Here is an 18,356-nt window from a genome sequence, read left to right as displayed (position 1 = left end):
GCACGATGTTGCGCCTGCTCTATCGCATGCTGCTCAATGTTGGTGTCTGGCCCGCCACACTGATGCTGACGCTGCGTGCCCGTCGTCAGGGCGATGCCGCCGGCCGGTGGCCCGAGCGACTGGGCTGGGTGCGCCGCATGGAACGTCCCATCGCCGTCTGGGTGCATGCCGCTTCGCTGGGTGAGGTGGTGGCTGCCCGGCCGCTGATCGACGCCTTGGTGGAGCGCCACGGCGAGGGCGCCATCTGGATCACCACCATGACCACCACCGGCTCCAAGGCCGTGCGGGAGATCTGGGGGCAGCGCGTCCGCCACAGTTACGTGCCTTTCGATCTGCCCAGCATGCTGCGCCGTTTCCTGCACCGCGTGCAGCCGCAGGTATGTCTGGTGCTGGAAACCGAGCTGTGGCCCCATCTCTTTGCCACGCTTGCGCAGCGGCGGATTCCGCTGTTCATCGCCAATGCGCGCCTGTCGCCGCGCTCGCTGCGCGGCTATGGCCGCATCCGCGGGAGCATTGCGCAGGTGCTGCAGCAGGTCACCCTGGTGGCCACCCAGAGCGAAGCCGACGCCTTGCGCTTCCGCTCCTTGGGCGCACCCAACGTCGTCTGTGCCGGCAACATCAAATTCGATCTGACCCCGCCGGAACCCGCCCTGGCGCAGGGCCGACAATGGCGCGAGGCGCTCGGCACGCGTCCGGTCTGGATTGCCGCGAGCACCCACGACGGCGAGGAAGCTGCCGTGCTGGCCGCCCATCGCGACCTGCTGCGTTGGTACCCCGAGGCCTGCCTCATCCTGGTGCCGCGCCATCCCCAGCGCTTTGCGTCCGTCGCGCGCGCGCTGGACCGTGACGGCTGGCGCTACGCCCGTCGCAGCACTTTCGCGGACGCTGCAGAGATCGCATCCGATATCCCGCTGCTGCTGGGGGACAGCACCGGCGAGATGTTCGCCTACCTGGCAATGGCCGACGTCGCCTTCGTCGGCGGCAGCCTGGTCGAGATCGGCGGGCACAATCTGCTGGAGCCGGCGTCCATCGGCTTGCCCGTGCTGTTCGGGCCGCACATGTTCCATTTCGTGGATGCGCGACGGCTGCTGGTCGACGCCGGCGGTGCACAGGAGGTGGCCAGTGCGCAGGATCTGGCGGTGGACATTGCCGCCTTGTTCGCCGAGCCGGAACGGCGCGCCACCATGGGCCAGGCGGCGGCCGAGGCAGTGGCCGCCAACCGCGGCGCGGTGGCGCGTCATCTGGCGCTGTTGGACGAAGTCCGCGCAACCTGGCCGCCCACAGCAGGCTAGCGCTAGCCTGCCGCCATGGCAGGACTGATCGAGACACGACCGGAGGGGCTCTACTGCGCGGCGGGGGATTTCCATATCGACCCGTGGCGGCCCGTGCCGCGCGCCGTCATCACCCACGCCCACGCCGACCATGCGCGCGCCGGTCACGGCGTCATCTGGTGTGCGCGCGAATCGCTGGGCGTCATGCATCAGCGGCTGGGGCAGGCGGCGCCGATCCGGCCGCTGGATTGGAGCGAACCGCTGACCCTGGGATGCACACAGGTATCGCTGCATCCCGCGGGGCACATCCTGGGATCGGCGCAGGTGCGGGTCGAGGCGCGCGAGGGTGTATGGGTCGCCTCGGGTGACTACAAGCGCGATCCGGACGCCACCTGCACTGCTTTCGAGCCGGTGGCCTGTGACACCTTCATCACCGAGGCCACCTTCGCGCTTCCGGTCTATCGTTGGCCCGACCCGGCCGACGTCGTGGCGGACATCTTCCATTGGTGGCAGCAGGCAGCCAGCAACGGCCAGCCTGCCGTGCTGTTCTGCTATGCCCTCGGCAAGGCGCAACGGGTGCTCAATGGGCTGCTGGCGCATACCGGGCAGACGGTCTATCTGCATGGGGCGATGACCCCGCTGGTGGCGGTGTACCGCGAGGCCGGCGTGGCGATGGTGCCCACCGAAGCGGTATCCGCACAGCCGCGCGACCACGACTGGCAGGGCCAACTGATCATGGCGCCCCCGAGTGCCGCCGGCACTTCCTGGATGCGACGTTTCCGCGGGGCGACCACCGGCTTTGTGTCTGGCTGGATGCGGGTACGCGGCAATCGACGGCGGCGCGGCTATGACCAGGGCTTCGTGCTGTCGGATCACGCCGACTGGCGCGGCCTGGTCGACAGCATTCGGGAGACCGGCTGCCAGCGCGTGCTGGCCACACACGGCCACAGCGACACCCTGGTGCGCTATCTGCGCGAGCACGGCTGGCAGGCAGCCGAACTGGGTACGCCTTTCGAAGGCGAGGCCGACGGATGAAGCGCTTCGCGCAGCTCTACGAGCAGCTCGACGCCACCCGCGCCACCGGCCGCAAGCTGGCATTGATGGCCGACTACTTCCGTCACAGCGATGACGAAGCCGCCGCCTGGGCGCTGTACTTCCTGACCGGGCGCCGCCTCAAGCGCCTGCTGCCCCCGGCCCGGCTGAAAGCCTGGGCTGCCGAGGCCGCCGGCGTAGCCGACTGGATGCTGGCTTCCAGTCACGCCCACGTGGGTGATCTGGCGGAAACCATCGCCCTGCTGTTCGACGATGGCGGCGCGGGCGACCCGGCGCTGGTTTCGCGCGAACTGGGCGCCTGGGTGGCCGAACTGCGCGCGCTGGCACAGGCCGACGAGGCCATCATCGGCACCCAGCTCGCCGTCTGGTGGCGCGGGCTGCCCCTGCGCGAAAGCTTCCTGCTGACCAAGCTGCTGACCGGCAGCCTGCGCGTCGGGGTGTCCACCGGCCTTGCCACACGGGCCTTGGCCCAGGCCTTGGAGCAGGACGAAAACCTCATCGCCCAGCGCCTGATGGGGGACTGGCAACCGGATGCCGCGCTGCTCGCCCGTCTGCGCGCACCGCCCGACGCCGGCACCATCGCCTCCCAGCCCTATCCCTTCTGCCTGGCGGCACCCTTGGAGGACGCTCCCGTGGAGCTGGGTGCGGTGACGGATTTTCTCGTCGAGTGGAAGTGGGACGGCATCCGCGCTCAGCTCATCCGGCGCGAAGGGCAGGTCTTCGTCTGGTCGCGCGGCGAGGAGTTGCTGGCGGGTCGGTTTCCCGAGATCGAGGCGGCGGCCACGGCCTTGCCCGACGGGACGGTGCTGGACGGGGAAGTGGTGTGCTGGCGCGATGGCATCCGGCCTTTTGCCGAATTGCAGCGGCGCATCAACAAGCAGAAGCCCGGCCGTCGTCTGTTGGAGGAGGCGCCAGTGCGCTTTCTCGCCTATGACTTGCTCGAGGCCGAAGGGCGCGATATCCGCGACCAATCCACGCGGGCGCGGCGCCACACGCTGGAGCGCAGCGTTGCCGCCGCCGAAGCGACCATCACCGTTTCACCGCTGGTGCGCGCGGGGGATTGGGCGAGCCTGGCACCGCTGCGCGCCGAGGCGCGTACGCGCGGGGTCGAAGGGCTGGTGCTGAAGCACGCGGATGCGCCCTATACGCGCGGACGCCGCCGCGGTGTGTGGTGGAAGTGGAAGGTCGACCCGCTGACTGTGGATGCCGTGCTCGTCTATGCCCAGGCGGGCCACGGCCGGCGCTCCAATCTCTACACCGACTACACCCTGGCGGTCTGGGACGGTGACGCCTTGGTGCCGGTGGCAAAGGCCTACTCCGGCCTCACCGACAAGGAGTTGACGCAGATGGACCGCTGGATCCGTCAGCACACCATCGAGCGCTTCGGGCCGGTGCGCAGCGTGCAGCCGCTTCAGGTCTTCGAGATCGCCTTCGAAGGCATCCAGCAGAGTAAGCGCCACAAGGCCGGGGTCGCGTTGCGCTTTCCGCGCATCCATCGCTGGCGTCAGGACAAGCCGGCGGCGGAGGCCGACCACCTGCAGGCCCTGCACGCGCTGCTCGATACCGTCACGCCCTCTTGAAGTTTGCTAGCGCGTGCTGCGCCATCCCTGCGCCATGTGCAGCGCCAGCGCGGCCCAGATGCAGGCAAAGCCGGCTAGCCGTGCGGCATCGAAGGGCTCCTTGTAGAGCAGCACGCCGAGCAGCAGTTGGCAGGTCGGCGCGAAGTACTGCATCAGTCCCAGGCTGGCGAGTGGCATGCCGCGCGCCGCCAGTGCGTACAGCGCCAAGGGCAGGGCGGTGACCGCGCCGCCACCGGCGAGTAGCAGCCAATCGACCGGAGGATGCTGGGTGGGCAGGCTCAGCATCATCACCGCCAGGGTGGCGGGCAAAGCCCATAGGCAGGTTTCGGCGGCCAGACCGGTCACCGCATCCACATCCAGATGCTTGCGCACCAGTCCGTAGAGGGCGAAGCTGCTGGCGAGGCACAGGGCAATCCAGGGCAGGCCGCCGGCGCGCAGCGTCAGCCAGAGCACGCCAGCGGCAGCCAGCCCCACCGCCATCCAGCGCACCCGATCCAGGCGCTCGCCCAGCACCACCACCCCCAGCGCCACCGACATCAGCGGGGAGATGAAATAGCCGAGACTGGCCTCGACCACGCGCTCCTGCGCCACCGCCCACACATAGATGCCCCAGTTGCTGGCAATGACGCCGCCCGACAGGCACAGCATGGCCCACTGCCGCCGGTCGAGCTGACGCAGATTGCGCAGCTGACCGCGGATGAGCAGGAAGGCGAACACCGCCACGAAGCTCCAGAACAGCCGGTGCGCGGCCACCTCGAGGGCTGGCACGTGCGCCAGTGCCTTCCAGTAGACCGGGAACAGCCCCCAGATGCCGAAGGCACCGACGGCGGCAAGGATGGCGGTTTGGCGGCTGGGTGCAGGCATCCATGCAGCGCGACTTGGACGTCGCACGGTTCGTGAAAGAGGCGCGCGCATCATAGGCGGATGGTCCAGTGCCTGCTTTCCACCCACGATATCGATGGCTTCTTCGAGGCCCGCCAATGGCAGGTCCTGCCGTTCCAGCATGCGGCGTGGCAGGCCTATGCCGATGGAGCATCCACGCTCATTCACGCCGCTACCGGACAGGGCAAGACCCTGGCGGCCTGGTTGGGGCCGCTGTCCGAGGCCTGCGATGCGCAGGAACCGCTGCGTGTGCTGTGGCTGACGCCAATGCGGGCACTGGCCGCCGACACCCAGGCGCAGTTGCAGGCCGCCGCCGATGCCCTGCAGGTGCCTTGGCAGGTGGGGCTGCGTACCGGCGATTCTTCCAGCAGCCAGCGCAGTCGCCAGCGCAAACGCTTGCCGCAGGCATTGGTGACCACCCCTGAATCGGCATCGCTGCTGCTGTCCTACGGTGATCTGCTGCCGCAATGGCGTGGATTGCGCGCCATCGTGGTGGACGAGTGGCACGAACTGCTGGGCAGTAAGCGCGGTGTGCAGACCGAGCTGGTGATGGCGCGGCTGCGCCAGTTGGCGCCAGAACTGCGCACCATTGGTCTGTCCGCCACCCTGGGCAATGTCGAGCAGGCGGCCCGGGTGCTCGTCGGGCCGTCGGGTCGCGTGCAACGCATCAGCGGTGAGGCCAAGGCGCCGCCCACCATCGAAACCCTGTTGCCCGACACGGTGGAACGCTTTCCATGGGCGGGGCACATGGGACTGTCCAACGTCGAGGCGGTGGCGCAGCGCCTGCAGCACACTGGCAGCAGCCTTGTCTTTACCAATACCCGCGCGCAGGCGGAGCGTTGGCACGATGCTCTGCGCGAGCATCTTCCGGGCCATGCCATCGCGTTGCATCACGCCTCGCTGGACCGCGCCGCACGCAGTGCGGCAGAGCAGGGCATCCGCGACGGTACGCTGCGCACCGTCGTCGCCACCAGCAGCCTCGATCTGGGCGTCGACTTCGCACCGGTGGAGTTGGTGGTGCAGATCGGTGGTCCCAAGGGCGTGGCGCGGCTGCTGCAGCGTGCGGGCCGCTCTGGCCACGCGCCCGGGCGCGGTAGCCACATCCTTTGTGTGCCCGCGCACGCCCTCGAACTGGCCGAATTTGCGGCCGCGCGCGATGCCATTGCCAGCGGCACCCTGGAAAAGCGCGAACCGCTGCGCAATTGTCTGGATGTGCTCGCCCAGCATGTATGCACGCTGGCCCTCAGTGGTCGCGTGCGTGCCGAGGAGATTCGCGAACACGCCACAGCGACGCATGCCTTCGCCGAACTGGATGACGCGCGTTGGCAGTGGGTGCTGGACTATGTCCAGCGCGGTGGGGATGCCTTGCAGGCCTATCCGCAGTACCGCAAGGTGGAGCAGGATGCGGAAGGCGTCTTGCGTATCCCTGATGCCACCATTGCACGCCGTCATCGCATGGCCATCGGCACCATCACCGCAGACGCGCACATGCAGGTGGCCTGGATGTCCGGTGGGCGCATCGGCCAGGTGGAAGAGCGCTTCATTGCCGGCCTGCAGCCGGGGGATTCCTTCCTCTTCGCTGGTCGGGCACTGACTCTGGTGCGCGTGCGCGACATGACCGCCTACGTGCGGGCCGGACGCAGCCGGCGCCTGGTGCCGCGTTGGGCGGGAGGACGCATGCCTTTGTCCTCCACCTTGGCGGATGCGCTGCTGAATGGCTATGCGCAGGCCGACGCGGGAATGGCGCAGGGAGTGGAAATGACTGCGTTGGCACCCTTGCTGGCGCTGCAGCGGGACTGGTCGGCACTGCCCGGCCGCGACCATCTGCTGGTCGAGCAGGTGCGCTCGCGCGAGGGCACGCATTGGTTCGTCTTTCCCTTTGCCGGCCGCCACGCCCATGAGGCGCTGGCCGCGCTGGCGGGCTGGCGCTTGTCGCAGCAGAGCCCGGTCACCGCCACGCTGACCGCCAACGACTACGGCTTCGAGGTGCTGGCACCGGAACTTCCCGCCTTGAGCGAGGCGCTGCTGCGCCAACTGATGACCGCCGAGGGGCTGCACGCCGATCTGCTGGCTGCAATCAACGGCACCGAGCTGGCCAAGCGGCATTTTCGCGAGATCGCGCGTGTGGCCGGTCTGGTGTTCGAAGGCTATCCGGGACGCGGCAAGAGCACCCGACAGGTGCAGGCGTCGAGCGGGCTGATCTTCGACGTGCTGTCGCGCTACGATCCCCAGAACTTACTCATGCATCAGGCCCAGGAGGAAGTGTTGCGTCAGCAGCTCGATCTGTCCCGCGCCCGGCAGGTGCTCGAGCAACTGCCGCGCCAGACCGTTGTGCTAGCCGCTCCACCGCGGTTGACGCCGCTCGCCTTTCCCTTGTGGGCCGAGCGCATCAGCAGCCGGGTGTCGAGCGAGGACGTGGCCACGCGGGTGGCGCGCATGGTCGCCAGCCTGGAGCAGGCGGCGGATCGCCGCCGCCGACGCGCACTGCGCAAGGCGGGCTGATGGCAAGCGCGCTCCCGATTGATCTTGCCGGTACGGCCTGCCTGCTGGACGGTCGCCGCGCACTGTATTGGCATGCGGCGCAGACGCTGGTGCTGGCGGATGTGCATCTCGGCAAGGGCGAAGCCTTTCGCCGGCAGGGCGTGGCCATCCCCAGCGGTCACACCCAGGCCGATTGCGACGCCATCGAGGCGCTGCTGGAGGCCTACCGCCCGCAGCGGCTGGTGGTCTGTGGCGATCTCTTCCACGACCGCATCCGCGGTGACGAAGGCTGGTTGGGGGCGCTGCAGGCGCTGTGCCATCGTCACCGGCAACTCGCCTTCGATGTCGTGCTCGGCAACCACGACCGCAAGAGCCGCGCGCTGCCCGAGCTTGGCATTCGCTGGCACGCCGAGCTGGTCGTCCCACCCTTCGTCTTTCATCACGAGCCGCAGACCGACCCGCGCGGCTACGTACTGGCCGGGCACCTGCATCCGGTCGTTCGCTTGCGCGGCATGGGGGATGCACTGCGTCTGCCGGTGTTCTGGCAGCGGGCCGACCAGGCCATCCTTCCGGCCTTTGGCAGCTTTACCGGGGGCATGCCTGTAGAGGCGGCTCCCGCGGAGCGGCTCTATGCCCTCTCCGAAACATCCATCACCCCATTGGCCGCCGGGACAGGCGCGGCCCTATCCAAAGGAGCAAGCCGATGCGTGTTTTGATAACGGGCGGTACCGGTTTCGTGGGGCGTCCGCTGTGTGCGCACCTGCTGGCACAGGGGCACCAAGTGGTGGTCTGGTCACGCACGCCGCAGCATGCGCTGACCCTGCTTCCCAAGGGGGTGGCCACGGTGGCGGAGCCGGAGGATGCCCGCGGCATCGACGCCGCCATCAACCTCGCGGGAGAGAACCTCGGCTCCGGTCGCTGGACGGCGGCGCGCAAGCAGCGCTTCCTCGACAGCCGCCTGCATATCACCCGTCGCCTGGTGGAATGGATGGAGCAGGCCGGGGTGAAGACGCTGATCTCCGCCTCGGCAATCGGCTTCTACGGCGCACGGGGCGACGAAGTGGTGAGCGAGGACGACATGCCCTCTGGTGCAATGCAGGGTGGGCTCGATATCTGCTCAGCCTGGGAGGCCGAAGCCAAGCGCGCCGCTGCGTTCGGTGCGCGGGTGGCCATCGTGCGCATCGGCCTTGTGCTGCATCCCGAAGGCGGCGGACTGCAGCAGATGCTACTGCCCTTCAAGCTCGGCATCGGCGGTCCGATGGGGAGCGGACAGCAATGGTGGAGCTGGATTCATCGCCACGATCTGGTGCGGCTGTTCACACATCTGCTGGAGAAGGAGGACGCCTCCGGCGAGTTCAACGGCACGGCGCCCAATCCGTTGCGGCAGCGGGATTTCGCCAAGACGCTGGGCCGTGTCATGCGCCGTCCGAGCTTCATGCCCACACCGGCCTTCGCCCTCAAAATCGCGTTGGGGTCCATGGCCGAGTTGCTGACGCAGGGCCAGCGCGTGTTGCCGCGGCGCACGCAGGAAAGCGGCTTCTGCTTTGAATACCCTGAACTGGAAGGCGCGCTGCGCGACCTGCTGCAACGCCCTGAGGAGCGCGCCGCCTAGGCAGCGCCAGGGTCTTGGCGGTGGGCCGCGGCCGCCTCGCGGATGGCGGCGCGGGCCTCGCTCGATTTGCGGCGTAGATTGTTGATCTGCATCTTCAGCCGAGGGTGGCCGGCAAAGCGGTCTTCGTGCCGATCCAGAAAGTCCCAGTACAGCGAGGTAAAGGGGCAGGCCTTGGGCCCGGTCGCCTGATCGGGACGGTAGCGGCAGTTGCGGCAGTAGTTCGACATGCGGTCGATGTATTTTCCGGAAGCCACGTAGGGCTTCGATGCCATCACACCGCCGTCGGCCCATTGGCTCATGCCGATGACGTTTGGCAGCTCCACCCATTCGACCGCGTCGACATAGATGGCGAGATACCAATCGTTGATGGCGCGCGGCTGCACGCCCAGCAACAGCGCATAGAGGCCGGTCACCATCAGACGCTGGATGTGATGGGCGTAGCCATAGCGCAGGGTGCCGTCGAGGGTATCGGCCAGGCAGGCCATACCGGTCTGGCCGGTCCAGAAGAAGTCGGGCAGGGGCTGCTGCGCCTCCAAGGCGTTTTCGTCCCGGTAGCCCGGCATGCGTGCCCAGTACAGACCGCGGACGTACTCGCGCCAGCCGAGGATCTGGCGAATGAAACCTTCGACGGCGGCAATGGGCGCATGGCCATCGCGCCAGGCTGCTTCGGCGTCGGCACAGGCGCGCATCGGGTCGAGCAGCTTGAGATTCAGCGCGCAGGCCAGACGCGCGTGGAACAGCCAGGGTTCACCGGTCCACATCGCATCCTGGAACTGACCGAAGCGGGGCAGGCGATGCGTGATGAAGTCTTCCAGTGCGGCTTCGGCCTGTTCCGCCGTGACCGGCCAGTCGAAGTGCTCCAGGCTGCCGGGGTGGTCCGGAAAATGCTGATCGACGTCCTTGATCACCTGCTGCGTGCAGGCATCCGGCGCGAAGCCCACCGGCGGAGGCAGACGGCCCGGTCCGTCCCGACCGAAGCTGTCGCGATTGTCGGCATCAAAATTCCACTGCCCGCCCGCGGGCTCCTTGCCCTCCATGAGCAACCCGGTCTGCTGGCGCATGCGGCGGTAGAAATGCTCCATGCGCGGTTGCTTGCGTCCTTCCAGCCACTGCGAGAACTCCACGCGCGTGCAGAGAAAGTGGGTGTCCGCATGCACCTCCAGCGGGAGACCGCGTGCCTGCGCGCAGGCGTCGAGCGCCTGCTGAACGTCGTATTCCCCGGCCTCGGTCATGCGCAGTCCGTCCACGGCCATTTCACTGAGCGTGGCGGCAAGGGCGCCATCAAGGGTGTCATGGGTGTGGGAACCCAGTGGCAGGTAGTGCACTCGCCAGCCGCTTTCTCGCAGTTGCTGGGCAAAATGCCGCATGGCGCTGAGGAACACCGCGATGCGGGCCTTGTGCGACCACACCTTGTTGCCCTCGGCGACACACTCGCACATCCATATGGTGTCGCGGGCGGGGTCCGCCGCCTGCAGCGCCGGATTCTGCAGGGACAGCTGGTCACCGAGGATCAGGACCAGACGGCGTGCGTCTTGCGCGCTCATGAGCTGGCGCTGCGCCGTTGTCGGCGACAGCGCTCGGAGCAATAGCGTACTTCCTCCCACACATCCGCCCATTTGCGACGCCACTCGAAGGGCCGCTGGCATACGACGCAGGTCTTTTCGGCCTTGGGGGGGCGACGACGGCGCGCGCTGGACTGTTTCATGCCCGCATTATCAATGGGGCTGCGCGCGCCTCGTCGTCCTGTCTGGCTCGACTTCGACAGTCGATCCGGCCGTACGAGGTCGCTTGGGGAACATGCAGCCTGGAATCGGGTTCAAAAAAATACAACCAAGTACAAGCGGAGTGACTTGATACCCATCCGTCGCTACCTGCAACAGCACACCAATCCTCCCGTATTCCTGCTCTCCACTGCACTGGTACTGCTCTTCGTCGGCTGGGGGGTGGTCGCGCCCACCCAGTTGGGCGCCGTCGCCGAGCGTCTGATGGCGCTGATCACCACCTATTTCGGGTGGTGGTATGTGCTTGCCGTGACAGGCTTTCTGGTCTTCGTTCTGGTGCTGCTGGTGTCTCCCTATGCACAGTTGCGCATTGGTCCGCACGACGAGCCGCCCGACTGGAGTACCTGGGGCTGGTTTTCCATGCTGTTCACGGCCGGAATGGGCATTGGCCTGGTGTTCTATGGTGTTGCCGAGCCGATCTTTCACTTCACGCAACCGCCGGTAGAGACCGCCAGCGCGGCAGACGCCGCGATGCGAGCACTGCAACTGACCTTCTTTCACTGGGGTGTGCATCCCTGGGCGGTGTACATCGTGGTCGGTCTGAGCATGGGCTATTTCTGCTTCCGTCAGGGCCTGCCGCTGCGGCCGGCCGCTGCCTTCTATCCGCTGATCGGGCGGGCGATCTACGGACCCATCGGCCATCTTGTCGATATTCTCGCGGTCTTCGGCACCCTCTTCGGCCTTGCGACCTCGCTCGGTCTAGGCGCGATCCAGATCAATGCCGGCCTGCACGCGGTCTTTGGCGTTCCCATGGCAGCGATGTGGCAGGTTGCAATCATTGCTGCCATCACCGCCGTGGCAGTGGCTTCGGTAATGGCAGGGCTGGACGCCGGCGTGCGACGGCTCTCGGTGGTCAACATGTTCTTGGCCATCGCCCTAGCAGTACTGGTTTTCGTTATGGGGCCGACGCTCTTTGTGCTTGAAGTGCTGCCCAGTGCCACCGGTCAATACCTGCAGCATCTGCCTGAGCGATCCCTGCAGACCTTCGCCTTATCGGAATCCGGAAGTGCGTGGATAGGGAATTGGACCCTGTTCTACTGGGGTTGGTGGATTGCTTGGTCGCCCTTTGTGGGCATGTTCATCGCCCGGATCAGTCGCGGACGCAGCATCCGTGCATTCATTCTGGGGTGCCTCCTGGCGCCCACCGGAACCTCGATTGTCTGGTTCACGATCTTCGGTGGAACCGCGCTCCACAAGATGATGCAGGGCGGCAACACCGCTCTTGCGGAGGCCGGCACCACCGACGCCATGTTCGTGCTGTTGCAGCAGCTATCGATGCCCGATGCGGTCATGACGGTCGCCGCCTTGCTGGCCGTGCTGGTGGTGGCCATCTTCTTTGCCACCTCTTCGGATTCCGGTTCGTTCGTGGTCGATATGCTGACCAACGGTGGTGATCCCCATCCGATCTGGCAGCAGCGTCTGTTCTGGGCCGTGACGGAAGGCGCCGTGGCGGCCATTCTGCTGGTGGCCGGTGCTACCACGGCGGGCAATCCGCTTTCCGCGTTGCAGACGGCGTCGGTCACCTCGGGCCTGCCTTTTTCCGTGGTGCTGGTCTTCATGTGTTGGGGCTTGTGGCGACAGCTGCAGCGCGATGGCCCGCCCGTAACACCCTCCGCGGCTGGGCGCTGACGCAGTCCCAATCCCACCGACCGGAACTGTCGACTTTTTCCGACTAGCCGGTCAGGTCCGCGCTGCGCATCATGGTCACCGGATCGTGGAGAAATGTCGAGGGGACCTGGATCCCCTACGGCAAGGAAGGCAGGGATGCACGGACAACGGCAGGATGCCGCAGCGGAGGCAGTGCTTTTTCGGACCCCGGATGACGCGGGCCCCGGCGAAGAGGCGGGGCCTTTCGTGGAACTCGACGCCCACGGGCAAATGCTTACGGTGAATGGGGGGCGGCAGTCCTACGCCAGCCTGTTCAGCGCCGACGCCTGTGCCGAAGGGCGGCCGGAAGAGCTGCTTCGACTTGCTCGGCGACATGGCTTGGTGCGTGATTGCGTCCTCCGCAGGGACGCGGGTGGCATCGCGCGCCAGCAGCGGATTGCCCTGCAGGCGCTGCGCGACGCGCAGGGCAATCTCGTGGGCTTTCGCGAGTTCCAGCTGCGCTAGCTCGCGGAATCGCCCATTGCAGGGCGGGGCCAGCGCGTAGCTTGTATCATGCGCGTGATACGCGCCTGTAGCTCAGCTGGATAGAGTGTCGGCCTCCGAAGCCGAAGGTCGCAGGTTCAAGTCCTGCCAGGCGCGCCAATTTCCTGTCGCATCGGGCACAGGACTTTCCCCTGCGACGATGTCGCAGGTTATTCGGACCATCCCTGGCCCTCACCCTCCGGGCTCCCTGCGGTCGTACAAAAAGCCCGTCCGGGGCTTTTTGACCAAGTCCTGCCAGGCGCGCCAATCTCCTGTCGCATCGGGCACAGGACTTTCACCTGCGACGATGTCGCAGGTTATTCGGGCCATCCCTGGCCCTCACCCTCCGGGCTCCCTGCGGTCGTGCAAAAAGCCCGTCCGGGGCTTTTTGACCAAGTCCTGCCAGGCGCGCCACTTTTCTGCCGCATCGAGAACAGGACTTTCCCCTGCGACGGCGTCGCAGGTGATTCGGGCCATCCCTGGCCCTCACCCTCCGGGCTCCCTGCGGTCGTACAAAAAGCCCGTCCAGGGCTTTTGGTCAAGTTCAGCCCTGCACGCCGTTCTGCTGCCGAGTCAGGAACAAGGCGCTGTTCGAAGACGCAGTGCATGGCCGGCGTACACGCAGCGCCCGCGTTGCCGGATGTGCTCTAGCACCCCGGCGTTGACCCTGCAGCACACTCCAGGTGTAGCGTTGCGCCTTTGTCGCGGAGAGAGCAATGGATGTCATCGCAGGTGTGTTGGTGGCTTCGGCCTCTATTGCGCTAGGTCATGGGATGGGGCTGCACCGTGAGCGCAGCTTCTATCCCCTTGTGATGATCGTGATCGCGCTGGCCTACGTGCTGCTGGCGGCGAGTGACGATGCTTTCGTCATTGCCGGCGTCGAAAGCCTGCTGGCGCTGGTCTTTGTCGCGGCCGCGTTTGTGGGTTACCGCGGCAATCTCTGGATTGTGGTGGCGGCGCTCATCGGCCATGCCGGATTCGATCTCGCGCATGCGGCGCTCTGGCCGACGCCCGTCGTGCCTACCTGGTACGCCGGCTTTTGTCTGGCGGCCGACGGCCTGCTCGCGCTGCATCTGGCGCTACTGTTGCTGAGCGGCCAACTTCAGGCAGCGGCCAGACCGGAGCAGCAGGCAACGGCCTGAATGAACGGGAATCCGTCGCGAGCCTATTGGTAGCGGTGTTGCTGCAACATCAACAGGCGATCCGGATGAAAGGCGGTAAGCGCGGCCACCACGGTGCCGTTCAGAAAGGCTTCCGGAAACACGAACAGTGGCAGATAGCGCAGGTAGTCATGGACCAGCTTGTCGGGCGTGTAGACGTCCCCTGCCCATAGCAGCAGCGAGACACTGAGACCCGCCGCCAGCACTGATGCGCCCGCCCCGAAGAAGCCACTGATGAAGATGAAGCCGAAGAAGTTGCGCAGCGCGAGCCAGCGTTCGAACAGCATCACGCCATGGCTAACCAGCGCAGGCACCAGTACGCAGATCAGCGCATTGGTGCCAAAGCTGGTCCAGGGTTCCACGCCCATGAGTGCGGTGACCGCGAGTGCCATGAGGCCAGCGAGGGTGGCCAGACCCCAGCCCATCATGAGCGTCAGCACGGTGATGCCGAAGATGTGAATGGCGAGCCCGGGCGCGATGCCGGCCCGCATCTGCCACAGGAAGCCGAGAGCGACCGCAGCGCCGAACAAGACGTGCTGCAGCCCGGCGTCGTGTATGAGGCGTCGCCACGGCGTCGCGCGCAGGGCCATCACGATGCACACCAGCGCGATCACGTTGGTGAAGTACCACAGACCGGTTGGCAAGAGATTTTCCGTCATGCCCATGACGGCGCTCCCGAACCGCGTGCGCGGCTCTTCGCTATCGACTGGATGAGATTAGCAACCGCGGCTGCGGATGTCCGGAGCTAGGCTGCCTGCTGTCTCAGATAGGCGGTAAAGCCTGGGCCCGGGTGCAGCGGGCGAGAGCGGCCCGCGAGCACGGACGCCATGATCTCCGACCACCGGTAGGATTCCAGCGTGTCCCCTTCGATGGGGGCAAAACGCAAATCGCCGCCGGTGTGGGGCACGGCCTCGAGTCGCGCAAAACGTCCGCGGTCACCCGCCTTGAGCGCAATCCGCCACCAGTCTCCAGCGCGCAGCTGCCGGCTGAGCCAGTCGTCCGCTCGCTCCTGCTTGGGGGCGGCCGAGGTCGCCTGCGCGGCCTCCGCCAGCGGCGTCTGGGGGGCTGAGGACGGCTCTGATGGCGTGCTTGCCTGCGGGGGCGCCGCATCGCGATCCTGAAAGCGCTGGTCTCCCATGAGTTCGTCCAGCGACACACTGGCTTCGCAGGCGGCCGCAAAGCGGTCGCGCAGCCGCGCCATGATGCGGTTGAGCGCCTCAAGCTTGGCGCCCGCCTGGCGCAGCGTGTGGGCGGTGTGTTCGGCAAGTCCTTCGAATTCGTCGCGGATATCGACTGCGCTTTGCGGGTCCAGGCTGTCCGCCAGCTGGTCGAGCAGCTCCAATGCGCTGTGCATATGCTTGGATTGCACGCCCTTGCTGACCCAGACCCAAGCCAGATAAGGGATCATGACGGTGCGCAACCAGGCGTCTCCACCGCGAACGAGTGTGCGGGCATTGACGGCCGCGTCGACCTGGTCGCCGGCGTAGCGGCGCGCCTCCTCCAGCCGTCGCTCCGAGCGCATGCGACGGGTTTCCGCCAGTGACGCCTGCACTTGCTCGACCTGCGGCAGGCGTTCGCGCTGTGCATCCAGATTTCGCGGCAGTTGCGCCGCTTCCGCCAGACGGGAAAAGACCTCGTGCAGTTCGGACACAATGGCCGTGGCCTCGTCGTCCTCGCCGTGTTCGATGGTCGTTCCGGTGGCAAGCAGTTGATCGAGCAGTTCGCGGATGCGGTGGTGCGGATCGGTCAGAATCTCCGGTTGCGCGGCGCTCAGCCGCATCAGGGGGACCACCATGGGTTGCAGCAGTGCCTGGGCCTGCTCGGCGTTGCCTGCAATGCCGGCGTATCCGCCAAGCAACTGGTCCACGCGTTGCAGGTGGGATTGCGCAAAGCGCTGTGCCGACTGCATGGCATCGTTGACCATCGACGACTGACCTCCGGGACTGCCTGCCGCGGTGGCGCCGCCTGCGTTGGGCGCGTAACCACCGGCAGCGCCGGGGAAGCCGCCGCCGGCGGGCGGCATGCTGTGGCCTATTCCCGGTGTGGTGCTGGCGTGTCCTGCTGGACCGTAGCCGGCCAATTGCTGGGCAAAGTAGCCGCTGAGCTGTCCCGGGTCGGTGAGAAAATGGGGTGGTCCCGCGTCTTCACCACCGAGCGCGCGCATGGGGTCGGCCATGCCGCCGCTGACCGGGTCGTGGGGCGAGGGTTGTGAGCGTTCGTTGCGCGTGTCTTGTGCGGTGCTGGCGCGCGGGTCGCGGCGGGGGTCGGCGCGGTAGGCCGCAATCCCCGCTGCGCAGAGGTCATGCTCGATGAGCGAATAGCCGGCGGTGAGCGCCGGGGTGGCACAGCGCTCGAAAAGCTTGAACAGGATGATCTGCATGCCGGCGTCGAGCTCGAGGGTGGCGGCGGCATCGCGGAAAGTGGCGGCGATGTGCTGCGTTGAAATCCGCCACGCGAGGCCAGCGCTGCGCGGATGCTTGTCTACATCGATCCCCGACTCGCGGTCGAGCGTCTGCAGGCGCTGGATGAGGTCACTGCGCAGGGCTTCCGAGTGGTTTGTTACCGTGGTGACGAAGTTCTGCACGGCGCACTCGAGTTCCTGCTGCTCGTCCGACTTCAGCTCAAGGGTGAGCTCGGGCAGGGCGTCTTCGTCGTGTTCGGCCGGATCGCTGCCCTGGTCGAAGTGCTCGAGGAAGGTCTCCACGAAGCGCTCCCGGCGAAGTCGCAGCATGCGCATGAGATCGATGCAGTCCTGCGTCGTCTTGTTCTTCAGACTCTGGGTATAGGCCCAGTCGAAGAGCACATCGTCAGCGGCACGCAACGCGCTTTCGACCGCCTCGCGCAACTGATCTCGGAAGCGCGAAACGATCGACGTTCGCAGTGCCTCGAAATCCTTGTTGGTGCTCGAGTCGTTGGTCATGACCAGGCCAAGGGCGCGTGATGGGCGTGCGCAGTTAACGCGCACTGGGCTGGACAGTCATACGCCTGTTTTATGCACTGCGCATGACTGGGCCGCTTCAGTGGTTGCGGTCTCCGGCTGAGCGGCAGCCAGGCCTGATGGCGGGTTCGCCGCCACGCGTGCCGCTCGTCACCGCCCCCGTTTCGGTGTCGAATGCCCTGCATCGAATAGTTGTTCAAGTGTGTGCTGGCCGCATCATGTGGTTTTACAACGCGGCATGCAATACGGCCACGAGCTGATCGATGTCGGCGCGCTGCGTGTGCAGGTGCGGCGCGATGCGCAACCCGGAGCCACGGCGCGCACAGACAATGCCGGCATGGCTGAGTGCCTGCTGTGCCGCGTCGACCTGCGCGGGGGGGATACGCAAAGCGGTGAAGTGTCCGACATGATCCGGGGTGATGAGCGCAGACAGGCCATGCGTGGCCAGGCGCTCGTCAAGGTATTGCGTCAGTGCGTGAAGCTGATGCGCGACGGCTTCCACACTCCATTGCGCCAACTGCGTCATGGCCGCCTCGGCCATCGGTATCGAGATCGGGTGCGCGCTGCCGCCAGCGTCGAAGCGCGCTGCGCCAGGCCGATACGGGGGCGGTTGGGCACTGTCGCCGCCAAACTGCTCGCGTTGTTCGCGGGCCAGCCAAGTCTCCTCTATAGGCTTGCCATCGTGTCGCCACCGTGGCGCCGCCCATAACCAACCCAGGCCGAGGGCTCCGAGCAGCCACTTGTGGCCGGCGCTGACTACGAAGTCGGGTTGAATGGCATCGAAGTCGAAAGGCAGCGCGCCCAACGACTGGCTGGCATCCACAACCAAGGCGGCGCCGTTGTGGCGGGCTGCGGCACCGATGGCGGTCAGATCCAGGGGCGCGCCGTTGGTCCAGTGGCAGGGGACCGCGCTGACCACCGCCGTATCGGCGTCGATGTGGCGCAGCATTGCAGCGGTCCAGCTCTCGCCCTGTGCGGGCGCAACGTCGACACAATGCGCTGAGGCCGCCTCGGCGGTGCGTTGCCAGATGGTGCGGTTGGAAGGATATTCACCCGCCATGAGCAGAATCTTCTGGCCGGCTTCGACGCGCACATTGTGCGCGGCGATCGCTTCGCCGTAGCTGGCCGCGGGGATGAACGCGAGCGCCTCTGCTTCGGTGGTCAGGGTCGCTGCGGTCAGCGCGCGCAGCGACTCAATGCGTTCGAGCCACGCCTGCATGTTGAAGGCCCAGGGCCGCGCGCTGCCCTTGACGCTCTCGTGCGCAGCGTCGTTGACGCTGTGCAGGCGCGGGCCGGCGCCTGCCGCGTTGAGGTAGATCACATCATCGGGGAGATCGAAGAGCGTGCGTGGAACGTTGAGCATGCGGGGCTTCCAGGTAGGAGTGGTGCGGCGCGCGTCTTGGCCGTGTCGAGTCCCTTGGTGCTATGGCGACCGGTGCCGGGGTCGATAGCGTATCCTCGAAGGACA

15 protein-coding genes and 1 tRNA gene are annotated in these 18,356 nt (G+C 66.7%); 10 read left to right on the top strand and 6 right to left on the bottom strand.

Annotation, left to right across the window (positions count from 1 at the left end; genetic code table 11):
* Window positions 1-5: 5 nt before the first annotated feature.
* The 3 genes from waaA to ACOOFO_RS00945 are packed head-to-tail and all read left to right on the top strand — an operon-like array spanning window position 6 to window position 3,904.
* Entirely contained in the window at window positions 6-1,292 is a 1,287-nt protein-coding gene (waaA, locus tag ACOOFO_RS00955; protein ID WP_420427793.1) for a lipid IV(A) 3-deoxy-D-manno-octulosonic acid transferase, read from the top strand.
* A gap of 15 nt (window positions 1,293-1,307) precedes the next feature.
* Window positions 1,308-2,306, top strand: coding sequence for a ligase-associated DNA damage response exonuclease (locus tag ACOOFO_RS00950; RefSeq protein ID WP_420427792.1), 999 nt, complete (start codon window positions 1,308-1,310; stop codon window positions 2,304-2,306).
* Complete coding sequence (locus ACOOFO_RS00945) at window positions 2,303-3,904, top strand: ATP-dependent DNA ligase (RefSeq protein WP_420427791.1); 1,602 nt, start codon at window positions 2,303-2,305, stop codon at window positions 3,902-3,904. The genes ACOOFO_RS00950 and ACOOFO_RS00945 overlap by 4 nt, the downstream gene beginning before the upstream one ends.
* 6 nt (window positions 3,905-3,910) lie before the next feature.
* Here ACOOFO_RS00945 and rarD read toward each other — a convergent pair whose 3' ends face one another.
* Window positions 3,911-4,768 carry an EamA family transporter RarD gene (gene rarD, locus ACOOFO_RS00940; RefSeq protein WP_420427790.1) on the bottom strand — a complete coding sequence of 286 codons (858 nt, stop codon included), beginning with the start codon at window positions 4,766-4,768 and terminating at the stop codon, window positions 3,911-3,913.
* A gap of 60 nt (window positions 4,769-4,828) precedes the next feature.
* On the opposite strand from rarD, the gene ACOOFO_RS00935 reads away from it, so the two are divergent.
* Genes ACOOFO_RS00935 through ACOOFO_RS00925 form a run of 3 tightly spaced genes read left to right on the top strand, consistent with a single transcriptional unit; the run spans window position 4,829 to window position 8,879 of the window.
* A complete protein-coding gene (locus ACOOFO_RS00935) occupies window positions 4,829-7,288 on the top strand; it encodes a ligase-associated DNA damage response DEXH box helicase (RefSeq protein WP_420427789.1) in 2,460 nt (819 codons plus the stop codon).
* Window positions 7,288-7,983: a ligase-associated DNA damage response endonuclease PdeM gene (gene pdeM, locus ACOOFO_RS00930; protein WP_420427788.1), complete on the top strand. Its 696-nt coding sequence runs from the start codon at window positions 7,288-7,290 to the stop codon at window positions 7,981-7,983. The genes ACOOFO_RS00935 and pdeM overlap by 1 nt, the downstream gene beginning before the upstream one ends.
* Complete coding sequence (locus tag ACOOFO_RS00925; protein WP_420427787.1) at window positions 7,971-8,879, top strand: TIGR01777 family oxidoreductase; 909 nt, start codon at window positions 7,971-7,973, stop codon at window positions 8,877-8,879. The genes pdeM and ACOOFO_RS00925 overlap by 13 nt, the downstream gene beginning before the upstream one ends.
* On the opposite strand, the gene ACOOFO_RS00920 is transcribed toward ACOOFO_RS00925, so the two are convergent.
* Window positions 8,876-10,423 carry a cryptochrome/photolyase family protein gene (locus ACOOFO_RS00920; protein WP_420427786.1) on the bottom strand — a complete coding sequence of 516 codons (1,548 nt, stop codon included), beginning with the start codon at window positions 10,421-10,423 and terminating at the stop codon, window positions 8,876-8,878. The two genes, ACOOFO_RS00925 and ACOOFO_RS00920, sit on opposite strands and share 4 nt — an antisense overlap.
* Complete coding sequence (locus ACOOFO_RS00915; RefSeq protein ID WP_420427785.1) at window positions 10,420-10,584, bottom strand: DUF2256 domain-containing protein; 165 nt, start codon at window positions 10,582-10,584, stop codon at window positions 10,420-10,422. The genes ACOOFO_RS00920 and ACOOFO_RS00915 overlap by 4 nt, the downstream gene beginning before the upstream one ends.
* A 145-nt stretch (window positions 10,585-10,729) precedes the next feature.
* On the opposite strand from ACOOFO_RS00915, the gene ACOOFO_RS00910 reads away from it, so the two are divergent.
* From ACOOFO_RS00910 to ACOOFO_RS00895, 4 genes are all read left to right on the top strand, one after another.
* A complete protein-coding gene (locus ACOOFO_RS00910; protein ID WP_420427784.1) occupies window positions 10,730-12,289 on the top strand; it encodes a BCCT family transporter in 1,560 nt (519 codons plus the stop codon).
* Between the two features lie 135 nt (window positions 12,290-12,424).
* Window positions 12,425-12,772, top strand: coding sequence for a hypothetical protein (locus ACOOFO_RS00905; RefSeq protein WP_420427783.1), 348 nt, complete (start codon window positions 12,425-12,427; stop codon window positions 12,770-12,772).
* A 61-nt stretch (window positions 12,773-12,833) separates the two neighbouring features.
* Window positions 12,834-12,910, top strand: a tRNA-Arg gene (locus ACOOFO_RS00900).
* Window positions 12,911-13,506: 596 nt separating this feature from the next.
* On the top strand, window positions 13,507-13,932 hold the full coding sequence (locus ACOOFO_RS00895) for a hypothetical protein (protein ID WP_420427782.1): 426 nt from the start codon (window positions 13,507-13,509) through the stop codon (window positions 13,930-13,932).
* A gap of 23 nt (window positions 13,933-13,955) precedes the next feature.
* Here the strand turns inward: ACOOFO_RS00895 and ACOOFO_RS00890 are convergent, their stop codons facing one another.
* The 3 genes from ACOOFO_RS00890 to ACOOFO_RS00880 form a co-directional block, all read right to left on the bottom strand.
* Window positions 13,956-14,615 (bottom strand): energy-coupling factor ABC transporter permease, encoded by a 660-nt coding sequence (locus ACOOFO_RS00890; protein ID WP_420427781.1) that lies wholly within the window; start codon window positions 14,613-14,615, stop codon window positions 13,956-13,958.
* An 80-nt stretch (window positions 14,616-14,695) separates the two neighbouring features.
* Window positions 14,696-16,870: a DUF1631 family protein gene (locus ACOOFO_RS00885; RefSeq protein WP_420427780.1), complete on the bottom strand. Its 2,175-nt coding sequence runs from the start codon at window positions 16,868-16,870 to the stop codon at window positions 14,696-14,698.
* 244 nt (window positions 16,871-17,114) lie between these two features.
* Window positions 17,115-18,251, bottom strand: coding sequence for an aminotransferase class V-fold PLP-dependent enzyme (locus tag ACOOFO_RS00880; RefSeq protein ID WP_420427779.1), 1,137 nt, complete (start codon window positions 18,249-18,251; stop codon window positions 17,115-17,117).
* Window positions 18,252-18,356 lie beyond the last annotated feature (105 nt).

The organism is Algiphilus sp. (genome assembly GCF_965216485.1).
Classification (GTDB): Bacteria; Pseudomonadota; Gammaproteobacteria; order Nevskiales; family Nevskiaceae; genus Algiphilus.
The sequence above is the reverse complement of the archived record's forward strand: the minus strand, read 5'-3'. Positions and strand labels throughout refer to the sequence as shown.

Coding starts and splice junctions, on each gene's coding strand:
- ACOOFO_RS00885 (WP_420427780.1), bottom strand. CDS start 16,870: ATGACCAACGACTCGAGCACCAACAAGGATTTCGAGGCACTGCGAACG.
- ACOOFO_RS00935 (WP_420427789.1), top strand. CDS start 4,829: ATGGTCCAGTGCCTGCTTTCCACCCACGATATCGATGGCTTCTTCGAG.
- waaA (WP_420427793.1), top strand. CDS start 6: ATGTTGCGCCTGCTCTATCGCATGCTGCTCAATGTTGGTGTCTGGCCC.
- ACOOFO_RS00945 (WP_420427791.1), top strand. CDS start 2,303: ATGAAGCGCTTCGCGCAGCTCTACGAGCAGCTCGACGCCACCCGCGCC.
- ACOOFO_RS00920 (WP_420427786.1), bottom strand. CDS start 10,423: ATGAGCGCGCAAGACGCACGCCGTCTGGTCCTGATCCTCGGTGACCAG.
- pdeM (WP_420427788.1), top strand. CDS start 7,288: ATGGCAAGCGCGCTCCCGATTGATCTTGCCGGTACGGCCTGCCTGCTG.
- ACOOFO_RS00915 (WP_420427785.1), bottom strand. CDS start 10,584: ATGAAACAGTCCAGCGCGCGCCGTCGTCGCCCCCCCAAGGCCGAAAAG.
- ACOOFO_RS00905 (WP_420427783.1), top strand. CDS start 12,425: ATGCACGGACAACGGCAGGATGCCGCAGCGGAGGCAGTGCTTTTTCGG.
- ACOOFO_RS00890 (WP_420427781.1), bottom strand. CDS start 14,615: ATGGGCATGACGGAAAATCTCTTGCCAACCGGTCTGTGGTACTTCACC.
- ACOOFO_RS00950 (WP_420427792.1), top strand. CDS start 1,308: ATGGCAGGACTGATCGAGACACGACCGGAGGGGCTCTACTGCGCGGCG.
- ACOOFO_RS00925 (WP_420427787.1), top strand. CDS start 7,971: ATGCGTGTTTTGATAACGGGCGGTACCGGTTTCGTGGGGCGTCCGCTG.
- rarD (WP_420427790.1), bottom strand. CDS start 4,768: ATGCCTGCACCCAGCCGCCAAACCGCCATCCTTGCCGCCGTCGGTGCC.
- ACOOFO_RS00880 (WP_420427779.1), bottom strand. CDS start 18,251: ATGCTCAACGTTCCACGCACGCTCTTCGATCTCCCCGATGATGTGATC.
- ACOOFO_RS00895 (WP_420427782.1), top strand. CDS start 13,507: ATGGATGTCATCGCAGGTGTGTTGGTGGCTTCGGCCTCTATTGCGCTA.